The following is a 19,518-nucleotide window of genomic DNA, read 5'->3' on the forward strand; positions in this document are numbered from 1 at the left end:
GTTGGCTTCAGGCCGGTTGCGGCGCCGCGTTCAGCGGCTGCAACGGCAGCAGCGGTGCATGGGGATCGGCATCCACCGACTGGCGCCAGGCGCTCAGCCATTCGCTGTGCCCCTCGCTCCAGACCTGCTCGTGCAGGCGTCCCAGGGCTACCGGGTCGCTCAACAGCGCCAGCCGCTCGCTGTTGTTCAGGGCCGCCGGGCCGACTTTCAGGGCATGCCGTACACGCTCCTGGCGCAGCCACTCGATGGGCTCGGCCTGGGTGTGGCGCGAGGTCGCCAGGGCACAGGCCAGGGCGTTCTGCTGCGGATCCACCACGGCCCGGACAAAGCCGTCGTTGAGCGCATGCCAGCGGTTTTCATGGGTGTACTGGTCGGTTGCCAGCAGCGCCTGTGGCGGAGCGTATTCCTCGGGGATCAGGAACAGGCTTTCGTCACGGGACTTCAGGCCCAGGCCCACACGACTGGAGATCACCGACACCGGGATCGACAGCATCAACGAACCGACGATCGGTACCAGCCACCAGAGGAAGCTCGGATTCAACCAGATCACCAGCAGCGCCCAGCAGAAGCCCAGCAGGGTCTGCGGACCGTGGCGCTTGACCGCTTCGCTCCACGGCGTGGAGTCGTCGTCACGCTGTGGCGAGTTCCAGGTCGCGGCCCAGCCCAGGAATGCGGCCAGTACGAAACGGGTGTGGAAAATCATCCGCACCGGCGCCAGCAACATGGAGAACAGCATCTCCAGGAGCATCGACAGGGTCACCTTGAACTTGCCACCGAACTCTTTCGCACCCTTGGCCCAGATCAGGATGATGCTCAAGAGCTTGGGCAGGAACAGCAGCACGATGGTGGTGGAGAACAGCGCGATGGCCTTGTCCGGATGCCACTGCGGCCACAGCGGATACAGCTGCCGCGGCTCGAGGAAGTACTGCGGCTCCATCAGGGTGTTGACCGCCAGCAGGGCCGTGGACAGCACCAGGAAGAAGAACCACAGCGGCGCCGACAGGTAGGACATCACCCCGGTGAGGAACACCGCGCGGTGCACCGGGTGCATGCCCTTGACCAGGAACAGGCGGAAGTTCATCAGGTTGCCGTGGCACCAGCGCCGGTCACGCTTGAGTTCGTCCAGCAGGTTCGGCGGCAGCTCTTCGTAGCTGCCCGGCAGGTCGTAGGCAATCCACACGCCCCAGCCGGCACGGCGCATCAGCGCGGCTTCGACGAAGTCGTGGGAGAGAATCGCACCGGCGAAGGCACCCTTGCCCGGCAACGGCGCCAGGGCACAGTGCTCGATGAACGGCTGCATGCGGATGATCGCGTTGTGCCCCCAGTAGTGGGATTCCCCCAACTGCCAGAAGTGCAGGCCGGCGGTGAACAGCGGGCCGTAGACCCGGGTGGCGAACTGCTGCATGCGCGCATACAGGGTGTCCATGCCCGAGGCCCGTGGCGCGGTCTGGATGATCCCCGCGTCCGGCGTGGCTTCCATCAGGCGTACCAGGCTGGTCAGGCATTCGCCGCTCATCACGCTGTCAGCGTCGAGCACGACCATGTACTTGTAGTCACCGCCCCAGCGACGGCAGAAGTCGTCGAGGTTGCCGCTCTTGCGCTTCACTCGGCGGCGACGGCGGCGATAGAAGATCTTGCCGAAGCCCTTGGCTTCGCGGCAGACATCCAGCCAGGCCTGCTGCTCGGCCACGCAGATATCGCTGTCGTTGCTGTCGCTGAGGACGAAGAAGTCGAAGCGGTCCAGGTCACCGGTGGCCGCCACCGACTCGAAGGTCGCGCGCAGGCCGGCAAACACCCGGGGCACGTCTTCATTGCAGATCGGCATTACCAGTGCGGTGCGCGCATCCTTGGGAATCGGCTCGTTGCCGGCGCTGGCCCCAGAGATGCGGTACTTGTCGTGGCCGGTCAGCAGTTCCAGGAAGCCCATCAGCGCGGTCCAGAAACCTGCCGAGACCCAGCAGAACAGGATCCCGAACAGAATCAGGATGCTGGTCTGCAGGGCATAGGGCAGCACTTGCTGGGCGGTCTGCATCAGCGGCTGGTGCATGACCTCTTCCAGGTCGACGAAGGACCAGCCCTGGTACGGCATGATGCCTTTCATGTACCAGCCGGCGACGATGGTCTGGCCGAGCATCAGCACCAGCAGGATGTAGCGGCGGATAGAACCGACGGTACGCCAGCGAGCGGCCGGCAGTACCCGTTCGTCCTTCTTCGGCGCTGGCGGGTTGGTACGCCCGGTCAGGCGCCGCCAGCCGCGCACCAGAATATTGGTGCGCCACGGCTCCGGGACCACCTTGGTGCGGCGGATCGGTGGCGTGGCCTTGAGGCAGACCCGGCCCTCGGCGTCCACCGCGAGCATTTCCGCTTCTTCCAGCTCAGCGGCGGTGCTCAGGGTCAGGCGCTGGCCCACCGAGGCCTGGGCGGCATCGGTGGGGCCATCGAAGGTGCTGGACGACAGGCGTTGGTGCAATTCGCTGAAGGACTGGCAGCCCGCGAGTTCCGCGCGCTGCTGGTCCGACATCGGCAAATGCGCCAGGTACTCGGCAAGAGACTCTGGCTGTAGTTGAGAGTTACTCATCGGCAGGCAACTGATAGCTCCAGGTCTCGGTCAGGACTTGCTCCGTTTTAACCGGTTCCGGTGTGGCTGGGGCCGCGTCCGCAGCAGCAGGCTGCTTGGCGTCTTTGTGGTCCTTGTCCTTGGCGTTCTTGGCGTCTTTAGCCTCTTTGCCCGGCTGGGCTTGCGCCTGCTTGGCGGCTGCCGCTGCGGCTTCCTTCTCTTTCTTCTCCTGCTGCTTGGCGGCGATCTTGTCGGCCTTGGCGATGGAGGAGTTGGAGTTCGGCGTCGAGGCCTTGGCCGGCTCGGGCTGCGCAATGTCGCGGACCAGAGCGGCACGCATCTCGGTGGACTTGCTCGCGTCCTTGATCTTCATCCGCAGGGTCAGGCGCCAGCCCTTGGTTTCCGGGTTGTAGCGAACGCTGTTTTCCACCAGCTCGGCGTTGTCACCCACGCTGACCTGGCTGCGAACGTCGGCGTTTTCCGGCAATGCCGCCAGGGACGGGCCTTCGAAGTCCACCAGGTAGGCCACGCTGCCGTCGGGCTGACGGATCAGGTTGGACTGCTTGACGTCACCGGTGGAGCGCAGGGTCTGCTGTACCCAGGCGCTGTCAGGGGAATGCAGGGCGGCTTCGTCGATGGTCCAGTGCAGGCGATAGGCGAAATCCAGCGGCTGGCCTGGCTCAGGCTGCTTTTCCGGGTTCCAGAACGCCACGATGTTGTCGTTGGTTTCGTCCGCGGTCGGGATCTCTACCAGGTCGACGGTGCCCTTGCCCCAGTCGCCCTTGGGCTCGATCCAGGCGCTTGGGCGCTTGTCGTAGCGGTCGTCGAGGTCTTCATAGTGGCTGAAGTCGCGGCCACGCTGGAGCAGGCCGAAACCACGCGGGTTCTCCACCGAGAAGTTGCTCACGGCCAGATGTTTCGGGTTGTTCAGCGGGCGCCAGATCCATTCGCCATTGCCGGCGTGGATCGACAGGCCGCTGGAGTCATGCAGTTCGCGACGGTAGTTGAGGACCTTCGACGGCTGGTTGGCGCCGAACAGGTACATGCTGGTCAGCGGGGCCAGGCCCAGCTTGCCGACCTTGTCACGCAGGAACACCCGGGCCTTGACGTCGACAATGGTGTCGGCGCCCGGCCGCAGGGTCAGGCGATAGGCGCCGGTGGCCCGTGGCGAATCCAGCAGGGCGTAGATCACCAGGTGCTTGTCGGTAGCCTTGGGCTGCTGGATCCAGAACTCGCTGAAACGCGGGAATTCCTCGCCGGATGGCAGGGCGGTGTCGATTGCCAGGCCCCGGGCGGACAGGCCATAGGTATGGCCCTTGCCAACGACGCGGAAATAGCTCGCGCCGAGCATGGTCATGATCTCGTCTTGCTTGTCAGCCTTGTTGATCGGGTACAGAACGCGGAAACCGGCGTAGCCGAGCTTCTCGGTGGCCTTGGGATCGAACTTCACGTCGCCGAAATCGAAACGGTTCGGGTCGTACTTGATCTCGGTAACGGTGTTGGCGCTGATCTCGTTGATCTTCACCGGCGTGTCGAAGTGCATGCCCTGGTGGTAGAACGACAGCTTGAACGGGGTCTTCTGGTCGGCCCATTCGGCTTTTTCGGTGAGGAAGCGGATTTTTTGGTAATCCGCGAACTTCATCTCACGGAACTCGTTCGGCAGGTTACTGCGCGGGGCCTCGTACTTCTGCCCGGCCAGGTCCTTGGCCTTGACCGATACATCATCCAGATTGAATGCCATGAGTTGACCGGCGCCGAGCAGGCAGACCAGCGCAGAGCCCGTCACCAGTGCGTTTCGTAACCGTTTGGCAAACAAGTTTGGTGCATTACAGGGACTAACAATCACGAGCAACCCTCGCCGAAAACAGATCAAAAAACCAACGGCCAGCTATCTATATGCCAGGTTGGCGAGCATTGTTCCGACTCCGATGGGGCTAAATGATTCCCCAAACGGCCGTGGACAAGTCTCTACTTAAGTCAAAATGGACCAACGAACGCTGATCCCCGTAGCGCGCGATTATCTAGTAGCCCGCGTTACAACGCATCAGGGGTAACAAAGTATTTATCGCGAAAAACAGCAGTTTCCGGCCCAAATCGGTGGAAAAAGCTGTTTCAGGCGTTTTCAGGTCTGTAACAGGAAGGTTACCGGGCCATCATTGACCAGGTGCACCTGCATGTCCGCGCCAAAACGCCCTGATGCCACTTTGCCATGCAACTGTTGCGCCTTCACTACCAGGTAGTCAAAAAGCTCTTCGCCAAGGGCCGGCGGCGCGGCTGTGGAAAAGCTCGGGCGCAGCCCGCTCTTGGTGTCCGCCGCCAGGGTGAATTGCGACACCAGCAGCAAGCCGCCCTGCACATCCGCCAGGGACAGGTTCATCTTGCCCTCGGCATCACTGAACACCCGATAGTTAAGCAGCTTATGCAGGAGTTTGTCGGCACTGGCCCGGGTGTCCTCGGGCTCCACCGCCACCAGTACCAGCAATCCCTGGTCCACCGCGCCGACTATGTCCCCGGCGACTTCCACCCGCGCGCCACGCACGCGCTGCAACAGGCCCTTCATGCTTCTTCGGGCGGCAGGTCGAGCAGACGGCGCGCCATCTGGTCGGTGGCGCGTACCAGAGCATCGGTGATGCCCGGCTCGGAGGCGGCGTGGCCAGCGTCGCGGATCACCTGCAGCTCGCTGTTGGGCCAGGCCTGATGCAGCTCCCAGGCGTTGTCCAGCGGGCAGATCACATCGTAGCGGCCATGGACGATGACCCCGGGCAGATGGGCGATCTTGCCCATGTCGCGGATCAGCTGGTCAGGTTCGAGGAAGGCGTTGTTGGTGAAGTAATGGCATTCGATCCGGGCAATCGACAGCGCCCGCTGCGGCTCGGAGAAACGGTCCACCACCAACGGGTTGGGGCGCAGGGTCGCGGTGCGCCCTTCCCAGCCCGACCAGGCCTTGGCCGCATGCATCTGGGCGATCTGGTCGGTGCCGGTCAGGCGCTTGTGGAAGGCGCTGACCAGGTCATGCCGCTCTTCCAGGGGAATCGGCGCCACATAGTCCTGCCAGTAGTCGGGGAACAGGCGGCTGGCGCCACACTGGTAGTACCACTGGATCTCCTGGGGCCGGGCAAGGAAGATGCCCCGCACGATCAGGCCGAGCACGCGCTCCGGGTGGGTCTGGGCATAGGCCAGGGCCAGGGTCGAACCCCAGGAGCCGCCAAACAGCACCCACTTGTCGATGCCCAGGTGCTGGCGAATGCGCTCAAGGTCCGCCACCAGGTCCCAGGTGGTGTTGTTTTCCAGGCTGGCGTGGGGGGTGGAACGCCCGCAACCGCGCTGGTCGAACGTGACGATGCGATACAGATTCGGGTCGAAGTAGCAGCGGCTGGCCCCATCGCAGCCCGCCCCCGGCCCGCCATGAATGAACACCACCGGCAAACCTTCCGGTGAACCACTTTCGTCGACATACAGCACGTGCGGCTCGTCGACGGCCAGATCGTGCCGGGCATAGGGTTTGATCTGCGGGTACAAAGTCTGCATTACGCGCTCCGTGGAGGTCGGGTTCATCCCTGGCGGGGACTACATTTATTCTGCCGTCCGGCATCATAAACCCGAATTACGCAATGAGCATGTCCTTGGAGAAAACAGGGTTGTTTGCAGGTTTTGCGCGGGGGTCGAAGGCGCTTCGCGAGCAAGCGCGCTCCTACACAAAGGCGTGTACCCGCTGTAGGAGCGCTTGCTGTCAGGCGTAACGTTCCTGCCCCCAGGCCAGCAGCCCCTGGAGCAATTCCTTGAGCACCACCTGGGTCGGTGCTGCCAGGTCCTCGCGATAGCGGAACGGTTCGAACTCTTCCATGTAGGCGCTCTGTGCCAGTTCCAGTTGCACGGCATGGATATGCTCGTCCGGGTTGCCGTAGTGGCGGGTGATATGCCCGCCCTTGAAGCGCCCGTTGAGCACATGGGTGTAGTCGCCGTGGCCGGCGCAGATCGCCTCCAGCCGGCCGGCCAGTTGCGGATCGCAGCTGGCGCCATTGAAAGTGCCGAGGTTGAAGTCCGGCAGCTTGCCTTCGAACAGGTGCGGGATCAGCGAGCGGATGGAGTGGGCATCGAACAGCAGGGCATAGCCGAATTCGGCCTTGAGCCGCGCCAGCTCTTCCTGGAGGGTGCGGTGGTAAGGCCCCCACACCTCGTGCAGGTACTGCTCGCGCTCCTCACTGGACGGCGCCTGACCTTCGACGAACAAGGGCTCGCCGTCGAACAGGGTGGCCGGGTACAGGCCAGTGGTGGCCCCCACGTACAGGGGCTTGTCATCGGACGGGCGGTTCAGGTCGATGACAAAACGCGAATATTCGGCCGCCAGGGTACTGGCCCCCAGCTCCTGGGCGAACTGGTACAGCCGTGGAATGTGCCAGTCGGTGTCCGGCAGGCTCTGCGCCTGGGGCACCAGCCCGGCCGCCACCGCCGGGGTCAGGCGCGTACCGGCGTGGGGCATGCTGATCAGCAGCGGCACCCGGCCTTGTTTGAAATTCAGAACCTTATCCACAACCCTTCTCCTACACAGTCACTTCAACGCCGTGTCGCACGACGCGCTTTTCCAGATCGCCGCCCAGCCAGTAGGCCAGGTCGGCAGGACGATCGATCTGCCAGGCGACGAAGTCCGCCACCTTGCCCACCTCCAGCGAACCATGGGTCTTTTCCATGCCCAGGGCCTGGGCCGCATGCAGGGTAACCCCGGCCAGGGCCTCCTCGGGGGTCATACGGAAACAGGTACAGGCCATGTTCAGCATCAGCCGCAGCGACAACGCCGGTGACGTACCGGGATTGAGGTCGCTGGCCACGGCGATCTTCACCCCGTGCTTGCGCAGGGCTTCCATTGGCGGCAGCTGGGTTTCCCGGAGGAAATAGAAGGCCCCCGGCAGCAACACCGCCACGGTCCCGGACGCCGCCATGGCTATTGCATCCTCCTCGGTCATGAACTCCAGGTGATCGGCAGACAGCGCATGGTAGCGGGCCGCCAGGCTCGAACCATGCAGCGACGACAGTTGCTCGGCGTGCAGCTTGACCGGCAGGCCGAGCTGTTGCGCGACAATGAACACCCGCTCCACCTGCTCCGGGGAGAACGCCAGGTATTCACAGAAGGCATCCACCGCGTCCACCAGCCCCTCGGCCGCCAGGGCCGGGAGCATCTCGCTGCAGATATGCTCGATGTAGGCATCGCTGCGCTCGGCGTATTCCGGCGGCAGGGCGTGGGCCGCCAGGCAGGTGCTGCGCACGCTGACCGGCAACTCTTCGCCCAGGCGACGGATCACCCGCAGGATCTTGCGCTCGCTGGCCAGGTCCAGGCCGTAGCCGGACTTGATCTCGACGCTGGTCACGCCATCGCGCAACAGGCTCAGCAGACGCTTGCGGGCGCTGCTGAACAGTTCCTCCTCGGTGGCGGCCCGAGTAGCCCGTACGGTACTGGCGATACCACCGCCGGCAGCGGCGATCTCGGCATAGCTCACCCCTTGCAGACGCTGCTCGAACTCACCACTGCGGTTGCCGCCAAATACCGTGTGGGTGTGGCAATCGATAAAGCCCGGGGTTACCCAGGCTCCAGCCAGGTCATTGACCTGGGCGTAGTCGCCGGCCGGCGCCTCCGAGCGCCGGCCGATCCACTCGATGTGCGCCCCTGACGTCACCATGGCCGCATCCTCGATGATCGAGTAAACACCCGAGGCCATGCTGGCGACGTTGCAGTGTTGCCAAAGAGTTTTCATCCAACCTCCATTAATGGTCAGTAGGTAAAGGAGCGTCGCTCATGATCGCCTGGGCCTGCCCCGCCATGGGCTTGACCCACAGCATATAGGCCACGATCAGTAGAGCGATCCACACTACGCCGACGATCAGCGCTCCCTGGGTTTTCGGGAAATAGCCCAGCACGCCGAAGATGAATAGCATGAAGGCAATGGCCGCCGCCGGGGCCCAAGGCCAGAATGGCACCTTGAACTGCAACTGGGCCACCTGCTCGGCGGTCATCGAACGGCGCATGGCCACGTGAGTCAGGAGAATCATCAGCCACACCCAGACCGTGGCGAACGTGGCCAGGGACGCGATCAGCAGGAAGATGTTTTCCGGGATCAGGTAGTTCAGCACCACCCCGATCAACAGAGTCACGGCCATCACCACCACGGTCATCCACGGCACCCCGTGCTTGGACACCTGGGCAAAGCCCTTGGGCGCCTGCCCTTGCCGGGCCAGGCCATACATCATCCGGCCGGCGCCGAAGATGTCGCTGTTGATGGCCGATACCGCCGCCGAAATCACCACGATATTGAGGATAGTGGCGGCCGAGCTGATGCCCAGGCTGTCAAAGATCTGCACGAACGGGCTGCCCTGGGTACCGATCTGTGGCCAGGGGAAAATCGACATCAGCACGAACAGGGTCAGCACGTAGAACAGCAGGATACGCAGCGGCACGGCATTGATCGCCTTGGGAATGACCCGCTTCGGATCCTGGGCCTCGCCCGCAGTGACCCCGATGATCTCGATGCCGCCAAAGGCAAACATCACCACGGCAAACGAGGCGATCACCCCACTGATGCCATTGGGCATGAAGCCACCGTGGGCCCAGAGGTTGGCGGCGCCAGTGGCCTGGTCCTGCGCGGCGCTGCTGATACCGAAGAGCATGATGCCCAAGCCCCCCAGGATCATCGCGACGATCGCCCCGACCTTGAGCAGCGACAGCCAGAACTCCATCTCGCCGAACACCTTGACGTTGCACAGGTTCAGGCCGCCGATGAACAGCACGATGCCCAGCACCCAGATCCAGCGCGCCACTTCGGGAAACCAGAAGCCCATGTAGATGCCAAAGGCAGTCACGTCCGCCAGGCACACGATCAACATCTCGAAGGCGTAGGTCCACCCCAGGATGAAGCCCGGCAACGGCCCCAGGTACTGGCTGGCGTAATGCCCGAACGAACCGGACACCGGGTTGTGCACGGCCATCTCCCCGAGGGCGCGCATCACCATGAAAACCGCCGCGCCACCGATCAGGTAGGCCAGCAACACGGCGGGCCCGGCCATCTGGATGGCCGAGGCCGAACCGTAGAACAATCCTGTACCGATGGCCGACCCCAAGGCCATGAAGCGTATATGGCGGGCTGTCAGCCCTCGGCGTAGTCCACTGTCTTGCGATTGCATGTCATCGTCCCTTTTATTGTTATCGGACAAGTCCGCCCCGCGCAGGGGTGCGGGGCGGAGGAAGCAGACGCTCCGCGCCTGTCTTGCAGGTAAAGCCAACCAGCACGGGCCGCAGCTCCACGCCGAGCGCGAAGCTGCCTGGCGGCCCGGCGTGCATTACAGGCTCGGCAACAACCGGGCTGGCAGCAGCCCGTTCAGGCAACGCGAAGCCAGCAACTCACTGGCGGCGTTGATGTCCGGTGCAAAGAAGCGGTCCTTCTCGTAGTACGCCACTTTCTCGCGCAAGGTGGCACGGGCCTTTTCCAGGGTCGGCGAGGTTTTCAGGCCTTCGCGCAGGTCCAGCCCCTGGCAGGCCGCCAGCCATTCCACAGCCAGGACACCACGGGTGTTCTCGGCCATTTCCCACAAGCGCTTGCCGGCGGCCGGGGCCATGGAGACGTGGTCTTCCTGGTTGGCAGAGGTAGGGATGCTATCCACCGAGTGCGGGTGGGCCAGGGCCTTGTTCTCGCTGGCCAGGGCCGCGGCGGTGACCTGGGCGATCATGAAGCCGGAGTTGACCCCGCCATTGGCCACCAGGAACGGCGGCAGCTGGGACATGTGCTTGTCCATCATCAGCGAGATCCGCCGTTCGCTCAGGGAGGCGATCTCGGCGATGGCCAGGGCCATGTTGTCGGCGGCCATGGCCACCGGCTCGGCGTGGAAGTTGCCACCGGAAATCACGTCACCTTCGGCGGCGAACACCAGCGGGTTGTCCGACACGGCGTTGGCTTCCACCACCAGCACTTCGGCAGCCTGGCGCAACTGGGTCAGGCAGGCGCCCATCACTTGTGGCTGGCAACGCAGGGAATACGGGTCCTGGACCTTGTCGCAGTTCTTGTGCGACGCGGATACCTCGGTGCTGTCCCCCAGCAACGCGCGATAGGCCGCAGCGGTATCGATCTGCCCGCGCTGACCACGAGCGGCGTGAATCCGCGGGTCGAATGGCGAGCGCGAACCCAGCACCGCTTCCACGGTCAGGCCGCCGCACACCAGGGCGCCGGCGAACAGGTCTTCGCCTTCGAACAGACCACGCAAGGCGTATGCGGTGGAAACCTGGGTGCCGTTGAGCAGCGCCAGACCTTCCTTGGCGGCCAGGGTCAACGGCTTGAGGCCGGCCACTTCCAGGGCCGCTGTCGCTTCCAGCCACTGCCCCTTGTAGCGCGCCTTGCCCTCGCCCAGCAGCACCAGGGACATGTGGGCCAAAGGCGCCAGGTCGCCGGAAGCACCCACCGAGCCCTTGAGCGGGATGTGCGGGTAGACCTCGGCGTTGATCAGGGCGATCAAGGCGTCGATCACCTGGCGGCGGATCCCGGAGAAGCCACGGCTCAGGCTGTTGACCTTGAGCACCATGATCAGGCGTACCAGGTCATCGCTGATAGGCTCGCCAACACCGGCGGCGTGGGACAGCACCAGCGAGCGCTGGAGGTTTTCCAGGTCGGCGCTGGCAATGCGGGTCGAGGCCAGCAGGCCAAAACCGGTGTTGATGCCATAGGCAGTACGATTCTCGGCGAGGATCTGCTCGACACAGGCGACGCTGGCGTCGATCTGCGCCGAGGCGCTGCCATCCAGGGTCAGGGTCAGCGGCTGCTGATAGATGGCCCGCAGTTGGGCCAGGGTCAGTTGGCCGGGAATCAGGTTTAGCGCAGTCACATTCATGCTCCTTTTGAGAGTTTTGTAATAACTAGCCAGTCGCTCCGGAAGCTTCCGTTGTCCGTCGCCACCCGCAGCTTGAGCAGGTGGCGCCTTGGCACGCTGGCGATGGGGAAATCCGTTTTATTGCACCTTGGAAAAGCGTTTGTTGAGCAATCGCGGGTCCTTGAGCAAGGCCGCCACGCTGGCGATATCCGGGGCCAGCCAGCGGTCCTGGTCGTAGGCCGGAACCCGCTCGCGCAGCAGGCACCAGGCAATGCCGGTGCCGGTGCCGAAGCGCTGCTCCTTGAGAAATTCGAATGCCTGGGCCGCCAGCAGGTACTCGATGGCGAGGATCTGGGTGCAGTTTTCCAGCACCTGCAGCAGCTTCAGGGCGGCGTTGGTGCCCAGGCTCAGGTGGTCTTCCTGCAGGCCCGAGGTGACGAAGTTGTCGAGCACCGCCGGCTGTGCCAACTGGCGGTTCTGCGCGCACAGCGAGGCCGCCACGTACTGCATGATCATCATCCCGGAGTTGACCCCGGGCTCGGCCACCAGGAACGCCGGCAGGCCACTGACATGGGGGTTGATCAGGCGGTCCAGGCGGCGCTCGGCGATGGAGCCGATCTCGGCCATGGCAATCGCCAGCACGTCCGCCGCCAGGGCCACCGATTGGCCGTGGGGGTTGGCCTGGGACACCACCCGATAGTTGTCCGGGGTGCCCAGCAGCAACGGATTGTCGGTGGCGGCATTGAGCTCGGTTTCCACCTGCCTGGCCGCGTGGGCCAGTTGATCCCGGGCAGCACCGTGCACCTGGGGAATCGAGCGGATGCTCAGGGCGTCCTGGGTACGGATGCCCTTGCTGGAAGCGATCACCTCGCTGCGGTCGAGCAAGGCCCGCAGGTTGCTGCCCACCACCTGCATGCCGGGGTGCGCCTTGAGGGCGATGATCTCGGCATCAAAGGCGGCGATCTGGCCGCGCAGGGCCTCGAAGCTCATGGCGCCGATCACGTCGGCCCACTGCAACAGGCGGCTGGCATCGGCCAGGGCCAGGCAACCGAGGCCGGTCATGCACGGCGTGCCGTTGACCAGGCACAGACCATCCTTGGCCCCCAGTTGCACCGCTTGCAGCCCTTCCTCGGCCAGGGCCTGCTCGGCGCTGACGATGTGCCCGCGATAGCTGACCTGACCGACGCCGAGCAGCGCCACGCCGATATGGGCCATGTGGGTCAGGTAGCCCACCGAACCCTGCGACGGCACCTGCGGGGTGATCCCGCGATTGAGCAGCGCCAGCAGCGCCTGGACCACCTGCCGGTGGATCCCGGACTTGCCGTGGCTGTAGTTGATGATGGCCGCACAGATGATCGCCCGGGTCTGTTCGTCGGCCAGCACCGGGCCAACTCCGCAGGCATGGCTGAGCAGGGTATTGCGCGACAGCTGGCTGAGCTGCTCGCCGGCCAGCAACACATTGCACAAGGCCCCAAGGCCGGTGCTGATGCCATAGGCGCGCTCGCCGCTGTCCACCACTTTGCGCACGATGGCCTGGGCATTGTCGATCCGCGCCCAGGCCTGCTCCGAGAGTTCGAGCTCAGCACCGTGGCGGGCGACGGCGACAACATCCTGCCAACCCAGGGGGGCGTCGGCGATTACGATCTTTTCAGCCTGGAACATCGTTAACCTCGTGGTGGAATCCGGGGGCCTCTTCGCTGGCAAGCCAGCTCCTACGGGCCCGGGGCTTGTGGGCTGTTGAATTACACCGTCGCGGCACGACGCTGGACGAAACGGTCGACGTACTCATCCGCCGGTGAATGCAGGATTTCCCTGGGCGTGCCCACCTGGATCAGGCGGCCGTCCTTGAGGATCGCGATGCGGTTGCCGATGCGCACGGCCTCGTCCAGGTCATGTGTGATGAAGACGATGGTCTTGTGCAGCGTCTTCTGCAGCTCCAGCAACTGGTCCTGCATTTCTGCGCGGATCAGCGGGTCGAGGGCGCTGAAGGCCTCGTCCATGAGAATGATGTCGGTGTCCGCCGCCAGGGCCCGGGCCAGGCCGACCCGCTGGCGCATGCCGCCGGACAGCTGGTGCGGGTACTTGTTCTCGTAGCCCTTGAGGCCCACGGTGTTGATCCAGTGCAAGGCACGCTCGGCACACAGTGCCTTGCTCTCGCCGCGCACCTTGAGGCCGTAGGCAACATTGTCCTGCACGTTGCGGTGGGGCAGCAGGCCGAAGCTCTGGAACACCATGCTGATCTTGTGCCGGCGAAACTGGCGCAGGGCCTCCATGTCGTATTGCAGGATGTCCTCGCCGTCCACCAGGATCGCGCCGCTGGTGGGGTCGATCAGGCGGTTGAAGTGGCGCACCAGGGTCGACTTGCCAGAGCCGGACAGGCCCATGATGACGAAGATCTCGCCGGTGCCGATGCTCAGGGACAGGTCGTTGACCCCGACCACACAGCCGGTCTCGGCCAGCACCTGGTCCTTGCCCTTGCCTTGGTGGATCATCGCCAGGGCATCGGCAGGGCGACTGCCGAAAATCTTGAAGACGTTCCTCACTTCGATCTTGCTGATGGCAGCGCTGCTCATTTGCTCACCTCATGGCGCGGACGACCGTAGGCCTGGGTAATGCGGTCGATCACCACCGCCAGAATCACGATCGCCAGCCCCGCTTCCAGGCCGCGCCCGACGTTGAGGGTCTGGATCCCCACCAACACATCCTCGCCCAGGCCACGGGCACCGATCATCGAGGCGATCACCACCATCGACAGGGCCATCATCGTGGTCTGGTTGATCCCGGCCATGATGCTCGGCAGGGCCAGGGGCAGTTGCACACCGAACAGCTGCTGCCAGCGGTTGGCGCCGAAGGCGTTGATCGCCTCCATCACCTCGCCGTCCACCTGGCGGATCCCCAGGTCGGTGAGGCGGATCAAGGGCGGCGCGGCGTAGATCACCGTAGCGAAGATCGCCGGCACCTTGCCCAGGCCGAACAGCATCAGCACCGGGATCAGGTACACGAAGCTGGGCATGGTCTGCATGATGTCCAAGAGCGGCATCAGCACTGAGCGCAGGCGGTTGCTGCGGGCCGAGAGGATCCCCAGGGGGATGCCGATCAGCACCGAGATCAGGGTGGCCACCAGCATCAGCGCCAGGGTCTGCATCAGCTTGTCCCACAGCCCCACCGCGCCCACCAGGAACAGCAGGCCGACGATCACCGCGGTGGTCAGCAGCTTGCGGGTGGCGTGCCAGGCGATACCGCCGACAATCGCCAGCATCAGCCACCAGGGCGCCATGCGCAGCAGGCCTTCGAGGTTGACGATGGCCCACAGCAGGGTGTCGGAAATGTGCCTGAACACATCGCCATAATGGGTCACCAGGGCGTCGACCCAGCCGTTGACCCAATCGGCGATGGAAAACGTGAAGCTTTCTGGAAACATAGGAAACTCTCGCTCAAAGGAGGTTGCTGTCCGGTTCCCGACGGCCCTTGGAGCCGCCGGAAAAGCCCGGGCTACAGGGCCGCGTCGATTTTCCCGGCGGCCTCTTCACTGACCCATGGGTGCCAGACTTCAGGATGTTCCTTGAGAAAGAGTTTCGCCAGTTTCGGCGACTCGATGCGCTCACGGCTCATGCGCGCCAGATTCTGGTTGAGCAGATCGATCGGCAGGTTGACCTTTTCCAGTACCGCCACCAGCTCCGGGGCCTCGTCGTGGAAGACTCTGGACAAGCCGACCTTGATGCTCACGCTCTTGTCGACGCCAGGTTTCTCATCGAGCTTGACCAGGTCCACCTGGCCCATCAGCGGGGTCGGCGACCAGTAGTAGAAGAGGATCGGCTCGCCGCGCTTGTAGCTCGACAGTACCGCCGCATCCAGGGCCGGGCCGGTGCCCGGGCGGAAGTTGGTGTAGCTGCTTTCCAGGCCGTAGCTCTTGAGCATCTCGCTGTTGTCCAGCTCGCAGGTCCAGCCCGCCGGGCAGTTGTAGAAACGCCCCTTGCTCGGTTCTTCCGGGTCCTTGAACACGCTGGCGTACTTGCCCAGGTCGGCAATGTTCTTCAGGTCCGGGGCCTTGGCTTCGAGCTTGCGCTTGGCGTCGCCTTCGATCACGTAGCGCGGGACGTACCAGCCTTCGACAGCACCCACCACCGGGGCGCCGACGCCCACCACCTTGCCGGCCTTCTCGGCCTTGTTCCACACCTCGCTGCGGCCCACCCACTCTTCGGCGAAGATCTGGATGTCATTGCTGCCCAGAGCGTTTTCCATGGTGATGGAGTTGCCCGGCAGGCTGTCGGTCTTGCAGCCGTAGCCCTTCTCCAGGACCAGTTGCAGCACGTCGGTCAGCAACATGCCGCTTTCCCAGTTCAGGCCGGCGAACTTCACCGCCTTGCCCGACTCGCACCAGCCCGCGGCCTGGGCGCCGGAAGCGGCCAGCAGGCCCATGGACAGCAACGTGGTCAGCAGGGTCTTATGCATTTTCATTGTGTGACGCTCCTAATCATGAGTTGGCTTACGGCAGTTAAGAGGCATCCAGCCCTGTCCACGTCCAATCAAGACTCATACCGCTGCAGCGCGGGTGGTCCCACTCGTTTTTTGTTCGGTGGGCGCGCCCTGCTCTATTGGCAGGATCAGGTGCTCGGGCACCGCGCCATGCCACTTCTTCGCACAGGCGTAGTACAACGCCGCGGGCACCACCAGGCCGATGATCCAGGAGATGTCGGTATCTCCGAGGCTCGCCACCAGGGGGCCGGTGTAGAAGTGGGTGGAAATGAACGGCATCTGAATCAGCACGCCGAACACATAGATACTGATGCCCATGACATTCCAGCGGCCGTAGCGACCGTCCGGATTGGACAGCGCGGGGATGTCATAGCGCTCCTTGGTAATGCAGTAGAAATCCACCAGGTTGATCGCACTCCAGGGCGTGAAGAACGCCAGCAGGAACAGGATGAAGGCGGAGAAATCCTTGAGGAACGAATCCTTGCCCAACAGTGCCAGGGTGGCGGCAAGCGAGACCATGATGAAGATGTAGAACAGGCGCACACCGCTGCCGATATGCCGGCTGCCGCGAAAGCCGCTGATGATGGTGGCGATCGACATGAAGCTGCCGTAGGCATTCAACGTGGTCACCGTGACCTTGCCGAAGGCCACGGCGAAATACAGCAGGCCGGCGACGATACCGGTACCGCCGAGGCTGACGATGAACGACACCTCGTGGTGGGCGAACTGGGACCCGGCCAGGGCCGCCGCGAAGACCCCGAAGACCATCGCGGCCTGGGCCCCGATCACCGAACCCAGGCCTACGGCCCAGAAGGTTTTCGCCGCCGAGGTGCTGCGCGGCAGGTAACGCGAGTAGTCCGCCACATAAGGGCCGAAGGCGATCTGCCAGGAGGCCGACAGCGATACCGCCAGCAGGAAGCTGGCCAGGGAAAAATGCTTGTTGCCGAGCAGGGCCGCGATGTCGTTGCCTGCCAGCAGCTTGTAGAACAGGTAGATGAAGGCCACCACGCCAAGCACGCTGGCGATCCGCCCGATGCCGTGGATGACCCGGTAGCCGAAAATGGTGAAGACCATGATCGAGCCGGCGAACAGCAGGATGCCGGCCCAGTCTTCGACGTGCAGCAGTTGCGCCACCGCCTGCCCCGCCAGCAGCGAACCGCTGGCGGAAAAGCCGACGTACATCAGGCACACCAGCACCAGGGGAATCACCGCACCGTACACGCCGAACTGCACGCGGCTGGAGATCATCTGCGGCAGCCCCAGTTGCGGGCCCTGGGCGGCATGCAGGGCCATGACCCCGCCCCCCAGCAACTGACCGACCAGCAAGCCGATCAGCGACCAGAACACATCACCGCCCAGGACCACTGCCAGGGCGCCGGTGACAATGGCGGTGATCTGCAGGTTGGCGCCCAACCACAGGGTGAATTGACTCAAGAGACGACCGTGTCTTTCCGCTTCCGGGATGTAGTCGATCGAACGCCTTTCGATCAACGGTTTGTTGCTTGCACGATCATTCGCTAAAGCCATGGACGTCGAACCTCTAGTGGGCACTGCAGACGATTTCCCCTGTAGGAGCGAGCGGGCTCGCGAGGCGGTGTGCCTGATGCACCGCGGTGCATGCTTGGCCAGCAAGCTGGCTCCTACAGAGGGCGGTGGTTACTTGCCGGTGATCATCGGCAGATTCAGGCCCTGTTCCTTGGCGCAATCGATGGCGATCTGGTAGCCGGCATCGGCGTGACGCATCACCCCCGTGGCCGGGTCGTTGTGCAGCACCCGGGCAATACGCTCGGCAGCTTCATCGGTGCCGTCGCAGACGATCACCATCCCCGAATGCTGGGAGAAGCCCATGCCGACGCCGCCGCCGTGGTGCAGGGAAACCCAGGTCGCGCCACTGGCGGTGTTCAACAGGGCATTGAGCAGCGGCCAGTCGGACACGGCATCGGAACCGTCCTGCATGGATTCGGTTTCACGGTTCGGGCTGGCCACGGAACCGGAGTCCAGGTGGTCGCGACCGATGACGATCGGTGCCGACAGCTCGCCGCTGCGGACCATTTCGTTGAAGGCCAGGCCGAGCTTGGCGCGCAGGCCCAGGCCAACCCAGCAGATCCGTGCCGGCAAGCCCTGGAAGCTGATGCGCTCGCGCGCCATGTCCAGCCAGTTGTGCAGGTGGGCGTCGTCGGGGATCAGTTCCTTGACCTTGGCGTCGGTCTTGTAGATGTCCTGCGGGTCGCCGGACAGCGCCGCCCAGCGGAACGGGCCGATGCCACGGCAGAACAGCGGACGGATATAGGCCGGGACGAAGCCGGGGAAGTCGAAAGCGTTTTCCACGCCCTCTTCCTGGGCCATCTGGCGGATGTTGTTGCCGTAGTCGAAGGTCGGAACCCCCATTTTCTGGAAGTCCAGCATGGCTTGGACGTGCACGGCCATGGACTGCTTGGCCGCCTTGATCACCGCCGCCGGCTCGGTCTGGGCGCGGTCACGGTACTGCTCCCAGGTCCAGCCCTTGGGCAGGTAGCCGTTCAGCGGGTCGTGGGCGCTGGTCTGGTCGGTGACCATGTCCGGGCGCACGCCGCGGCGTACCAGTTCCGGCAGGATCTCGGCAGCGTTGCCGCACAGGGCAATGGAGATGGCACGGCCTTCGGCGGTGTATTTCTTGATCCGCGCCAGGGCGTCGTCCAGGTCAGTGGCCTGCTCGTCGACGTAGCGGGTCTTGAGGCGGAAGTCGATGCTGGTCTGCTGGCACTCGATGTTCAGCGAGCAGGCCCCGGCCAGGGTCGCGGCCAGTGGCTGGGCGCCGCCCATGCCGCCCAGACCGGCAGTCAGTACCCAACGGCCCTTGAGGTTGGAATCGTAATGCTGGCGGCCGGCTTCGACGAAGGTTTCATAGGTGCCCTGGACGATGCCCTGGCTGCCGATGTAGATCCAGCTGCCGGCGGTCATCTGGCCGTACATGGCCAGGCCCTTGGCATCCAGTTCGTTGAAGTGTTCCCAGCTGGCCCAGTGCGGCACCAGGTTGGAGTTGGCGATCAGTACCCGCGGGGCATTGCTGTGGGTCTTGAACACGCCCACCGGCTTGCCGGACTGCACCAGCAGGGTTTCGTCGTCGTTCAGATGAGTCAGGGCCTCGACGATCTTGTCGTAGCACTCCCAGTTGCGCGCCGCGCGGCCGATGCCGCCGTACACCACCAGCTCCTTGGGGTTCTCGGCAACTTCCGGGTCGAGGTTGTTCATCAGCATGCGCAGCGGCGCTTCGGTCAGCCAGCTCTTGGCGGTCAGCTTGTTGCCGCGTGCAGCACGGATTTCGACGTTACGGTATTTAGTTGGCTTGCTGTCGGTCACGGAAAAACTCCTCGGCGATGAGTCCAAGGTGCGAAGAGGATTCCATCGACTCTTACGCACACATATTTACTTGTACATACAAGCATATGCAATCAAGCGGCCAACTCCCTTGAGATCATTCTCATAAACCTGACGAACACATCGCAGGCCTTGTAGAACGGGGCTCTCAACCAAAGATAAATTTTCAGCGAAGGTTTTTTGCCACGCGCGCGGCTGTTACCAGGATGGGCTTTTGCGCCGAGCTGGGGCGTTCGGTAACAAATGAGTGCGCGCAAGAAACAGCAGGCGCGCCGGCGCAGGCA

At 63.9% G+C, this 19,518-nt stretch carries 14 protein-coding genes; all 14 read right to left on the reverse strand.

Annotation, left to right across the window (positions count from 1 at the left end):
- Positions 1-7 precede the first annotated feature (7 nt).
- The gene (mdoH, locus tag AC1RCO_RS22080; RefSeq protein WP_011058789.1) at positions 8-2,578 is read right to left on the reverse strand and encodes a glucans biosynthesis glucosyltransferase MdoH; all 2,571 of its coding nucleotides are present in this window, start codon (positions 2,576-2,578) and stop codon (positions 8-10) included.
- Complete coding sequence (locus tag AC1RCO_RS22085) at positions 2,571-4,403, reverse strand: glucan biosynthesis protein G (RefSeq protein WP_011058788.1); 1,833 nt, start codon at positions 4,401-4,403, stop codon at positions 2,571-2,573. The genes mdoH and AC1RCO_RS22085 overlap by 8 nt, the downstream gene beginning before the upstream one ends.
- A gap of 276 nt (positions 4,404-4,679) precedes the next feature.
- Entirely contained in the window at positions 4,680-5,117 is a 438-nt protein-coding gene (gene dtd, locus AC1RCO_RS22090; RefSeq protein WP_011058787.1) for a D-aminoacyl-tRNA deacylase, read from the reverse strand.
- Entirely contained in the window at positions 5,114-6,085 is a 972-nt protein-coding gene (pip, locus tag AC1RCO_RS22095; protein WP_011058786.1) for a prolyl aminopeptidase, read from the reverse strand. Before pip ends, dtd begins: the two co-directional genes overlap by 4 nt.
- Positions 6,086-6,287: 202 nt before the next feature.
- On the reverse strand, positions 6,288-7,088 hold the full coding sequence (gene hutG, locus AC1RCO_RS22100; RefSeq protein WP_492618042.1) for an N-formylglutamate deformylase: 801 nt from the start codon (positions 7,086-7,088) through the stop codon (positions 6,288-6,290).
- 10 nt (positions 7,089-7,098) lie between these two features.
- Complete coding sequence (gene hutI, locus AC1RCO_RS22105; protein ID WP_065364832.1) at positions 7,099-8,304, reverse strand: imidazolonepropionase; 1,206 nt, start codon at positions 8,302-8,304, stop codon at positions 7,099-7,101.
- Positions 8,305-8,314: 10 nt separating this feature from the next.
- Complete coding sequence (locus AC1RCO_RS22110) at positions 8,315-9,727, reverse strand: amino acid permease (protein ID WP_015633849.1); 1,413 nt, start codon at positions 9,725-9,727, stop codon at positions 8,315-8,317.
- Positions 9,728-9,883: 156 nt separating this feature from the next.
- The gene (gene hutH, locus AC1RCO_RS22115; RefSeq protein WP_019095429.1) at positions 9,884-11,422 is read right to left on the reverse strand and encodes a histidine ammonia-lyase; all 1,539 of its coding nucleotides are present in this window, start codon (positions 11,420-11,422) and stop codon (positions 9,884-9,886) included.
- A 117-nt stretch (positions 11,423-11,539) separates the two neighbouring features.
- Entirely contained in the window at positions 11,540-13,063 is a 1,524-nt protein-coding gene (locus AC1RCO_RS22120) for an HAL/PAL/TAL family ammonia-lyase (protein ID WP_492618043.1), read from the reverse strand.
- A gap of 80 nt (positions 13,064-13,143) precedes the next feature.
- Positions 13,144-13,974, reverse strand: a complete 831-nt coding sequence (locus AC1RCO_RS22125) for a quaternary amine ABC transporter ATP-binding protein (RefSeq protein WP_072443857.1) — start codon at positions 13,972-13,974, stop codon at positions 13,144-13,146.
- Positions 13,971-14,822 (reverse strand): ABC transporter permease, encoded by an 852-nt coding sequence (locus tag AC1RCO_RS22130; protein WP_011058779.1) that lies wholly within the window; start codon positions 14,820-14,822, stop codon positions 13,971-13,973. Before AC1RCO_RS22130 ends, AC1RCO_RS22125 begins: the two co-directional genes overlap by 4 nt.
- Before the next feature lie 71 nt (positions 14,823-14,893).
- Entirely contained in the window at positions 14,894-15,859 is a 966-nt protein-coding gene (locus AC1RCO_RS22135) for an ABC transporter substrate-binding protein (RefSeq protein ID WP_011058778.1), read from the reverse strand.
- A gap of 75 nt (positions 15,860-15,934) precedes the next feature.
- Positions 15,935-17,404, reverse strand: a complete 1,470-nt coding sequence (locus tag AC1RCO_RS22140; RefSeq protein ID WP_015633845.1) for a purine-cytosine permease family protein — start codon at positions 17,402-17,404, stop codon at positions 15,935-15,937.
- A 129-nt stretch (positions 17,405-17,533) separates the two neighbouring features.
- Entirely contained in the window at positions 17,534-19,216 is a 1,683-nt protein-coding gene (gene hutU, locus AC1RCO_RS22145; RefSeq protein ID WP_011058776.1) for a urocanate hydratase, read from the reverse strand.
- Positions 19,217-19,518: the final 302 nt, after the last annotated feature.

Source organism: Pseudomonas sp. GW823-FHT03E05 (assembly GCF_058796855.1).

Bases quoted from the DNA above. Each gene is read 5' to 3' on its own strand.
- hutH (WP_019095429.1), bottom strand. From the start codon at position 11,422: ATGAATGTGACTGCGCTAAACCTGATTCCCGGCCAACTGACCCTGGCC.
- AC1RCO_RS22110 (WP_015633849.1), bottom strand. From the start codon at position 9,727: ATGCAATCGCAAGACAGTGGACTACGCCGAGGGCTGACAGCCCGCCAT.
- AC1RCO_RS22130 (WP_011058779.1), bottom strand. From the start codon at position 14,822: ATGTTTCCAGAAAGCTTCACGTTTTCCATCGCCGATTGGGTCAACGGC.
- AC1RCO_RS22120 (WP_492618043.1), bottom strand. From the start codon at position 13,063: ATGTTCCAGGCTGAAAAGATCGTAATCGCCGACGCCCCCCTGGGTTGG.
- AC1RCO_RS22140 (WP_015633845.1), bottom strand. From the start codon at position 17,404: ATGGCTTTAGCGAATGATCGTGCAAGCAACAAACCGTTGATCGAAAGG.
- pip (WP_011058786.1), bottom strand. From the start codon at position 6,085: ATGCAGACTTTGTACCCGCAGATCAAACCCTATGCCCGGCACGATCTG.
- dtd (WP_011058787.1), bottom strand. From the start codon at position 5,117: ATGAAGGGCCTGTTGCAGCGCGTGCGTGGCGCGCGGGTGGAAGTCGCC.
- mdoH (WP_011058789.1), bottom strand. From the start codon at position 2,578: ATGAGTAACTCTCAACTACAGCCAGAGTCTCTTGCCGAGTACCTGGCG.
- hutI (WP_065364832.1), bottom strand. From the start codon at position 8,304: ATGAAAACTCTTTGGCAACACTGCAACGTCGCCAGCATGGCCTCGGGT.
- AC1RCO_RS22135 (WP_011058778.1), bottom strand. From the start codon at position 15,859: ATGAAAATGCATAAGACCCTGCTGACCACGTTGCTGTCCATGGGCCTG.
- AC1RCO_RS22125 (WP_072443857.1), bottom strand. From the start codon at position 13,974: ATGAGCAGCGCTGCCATCAGCAAGATCGAAGTGAGGAACGTCTTCAAG.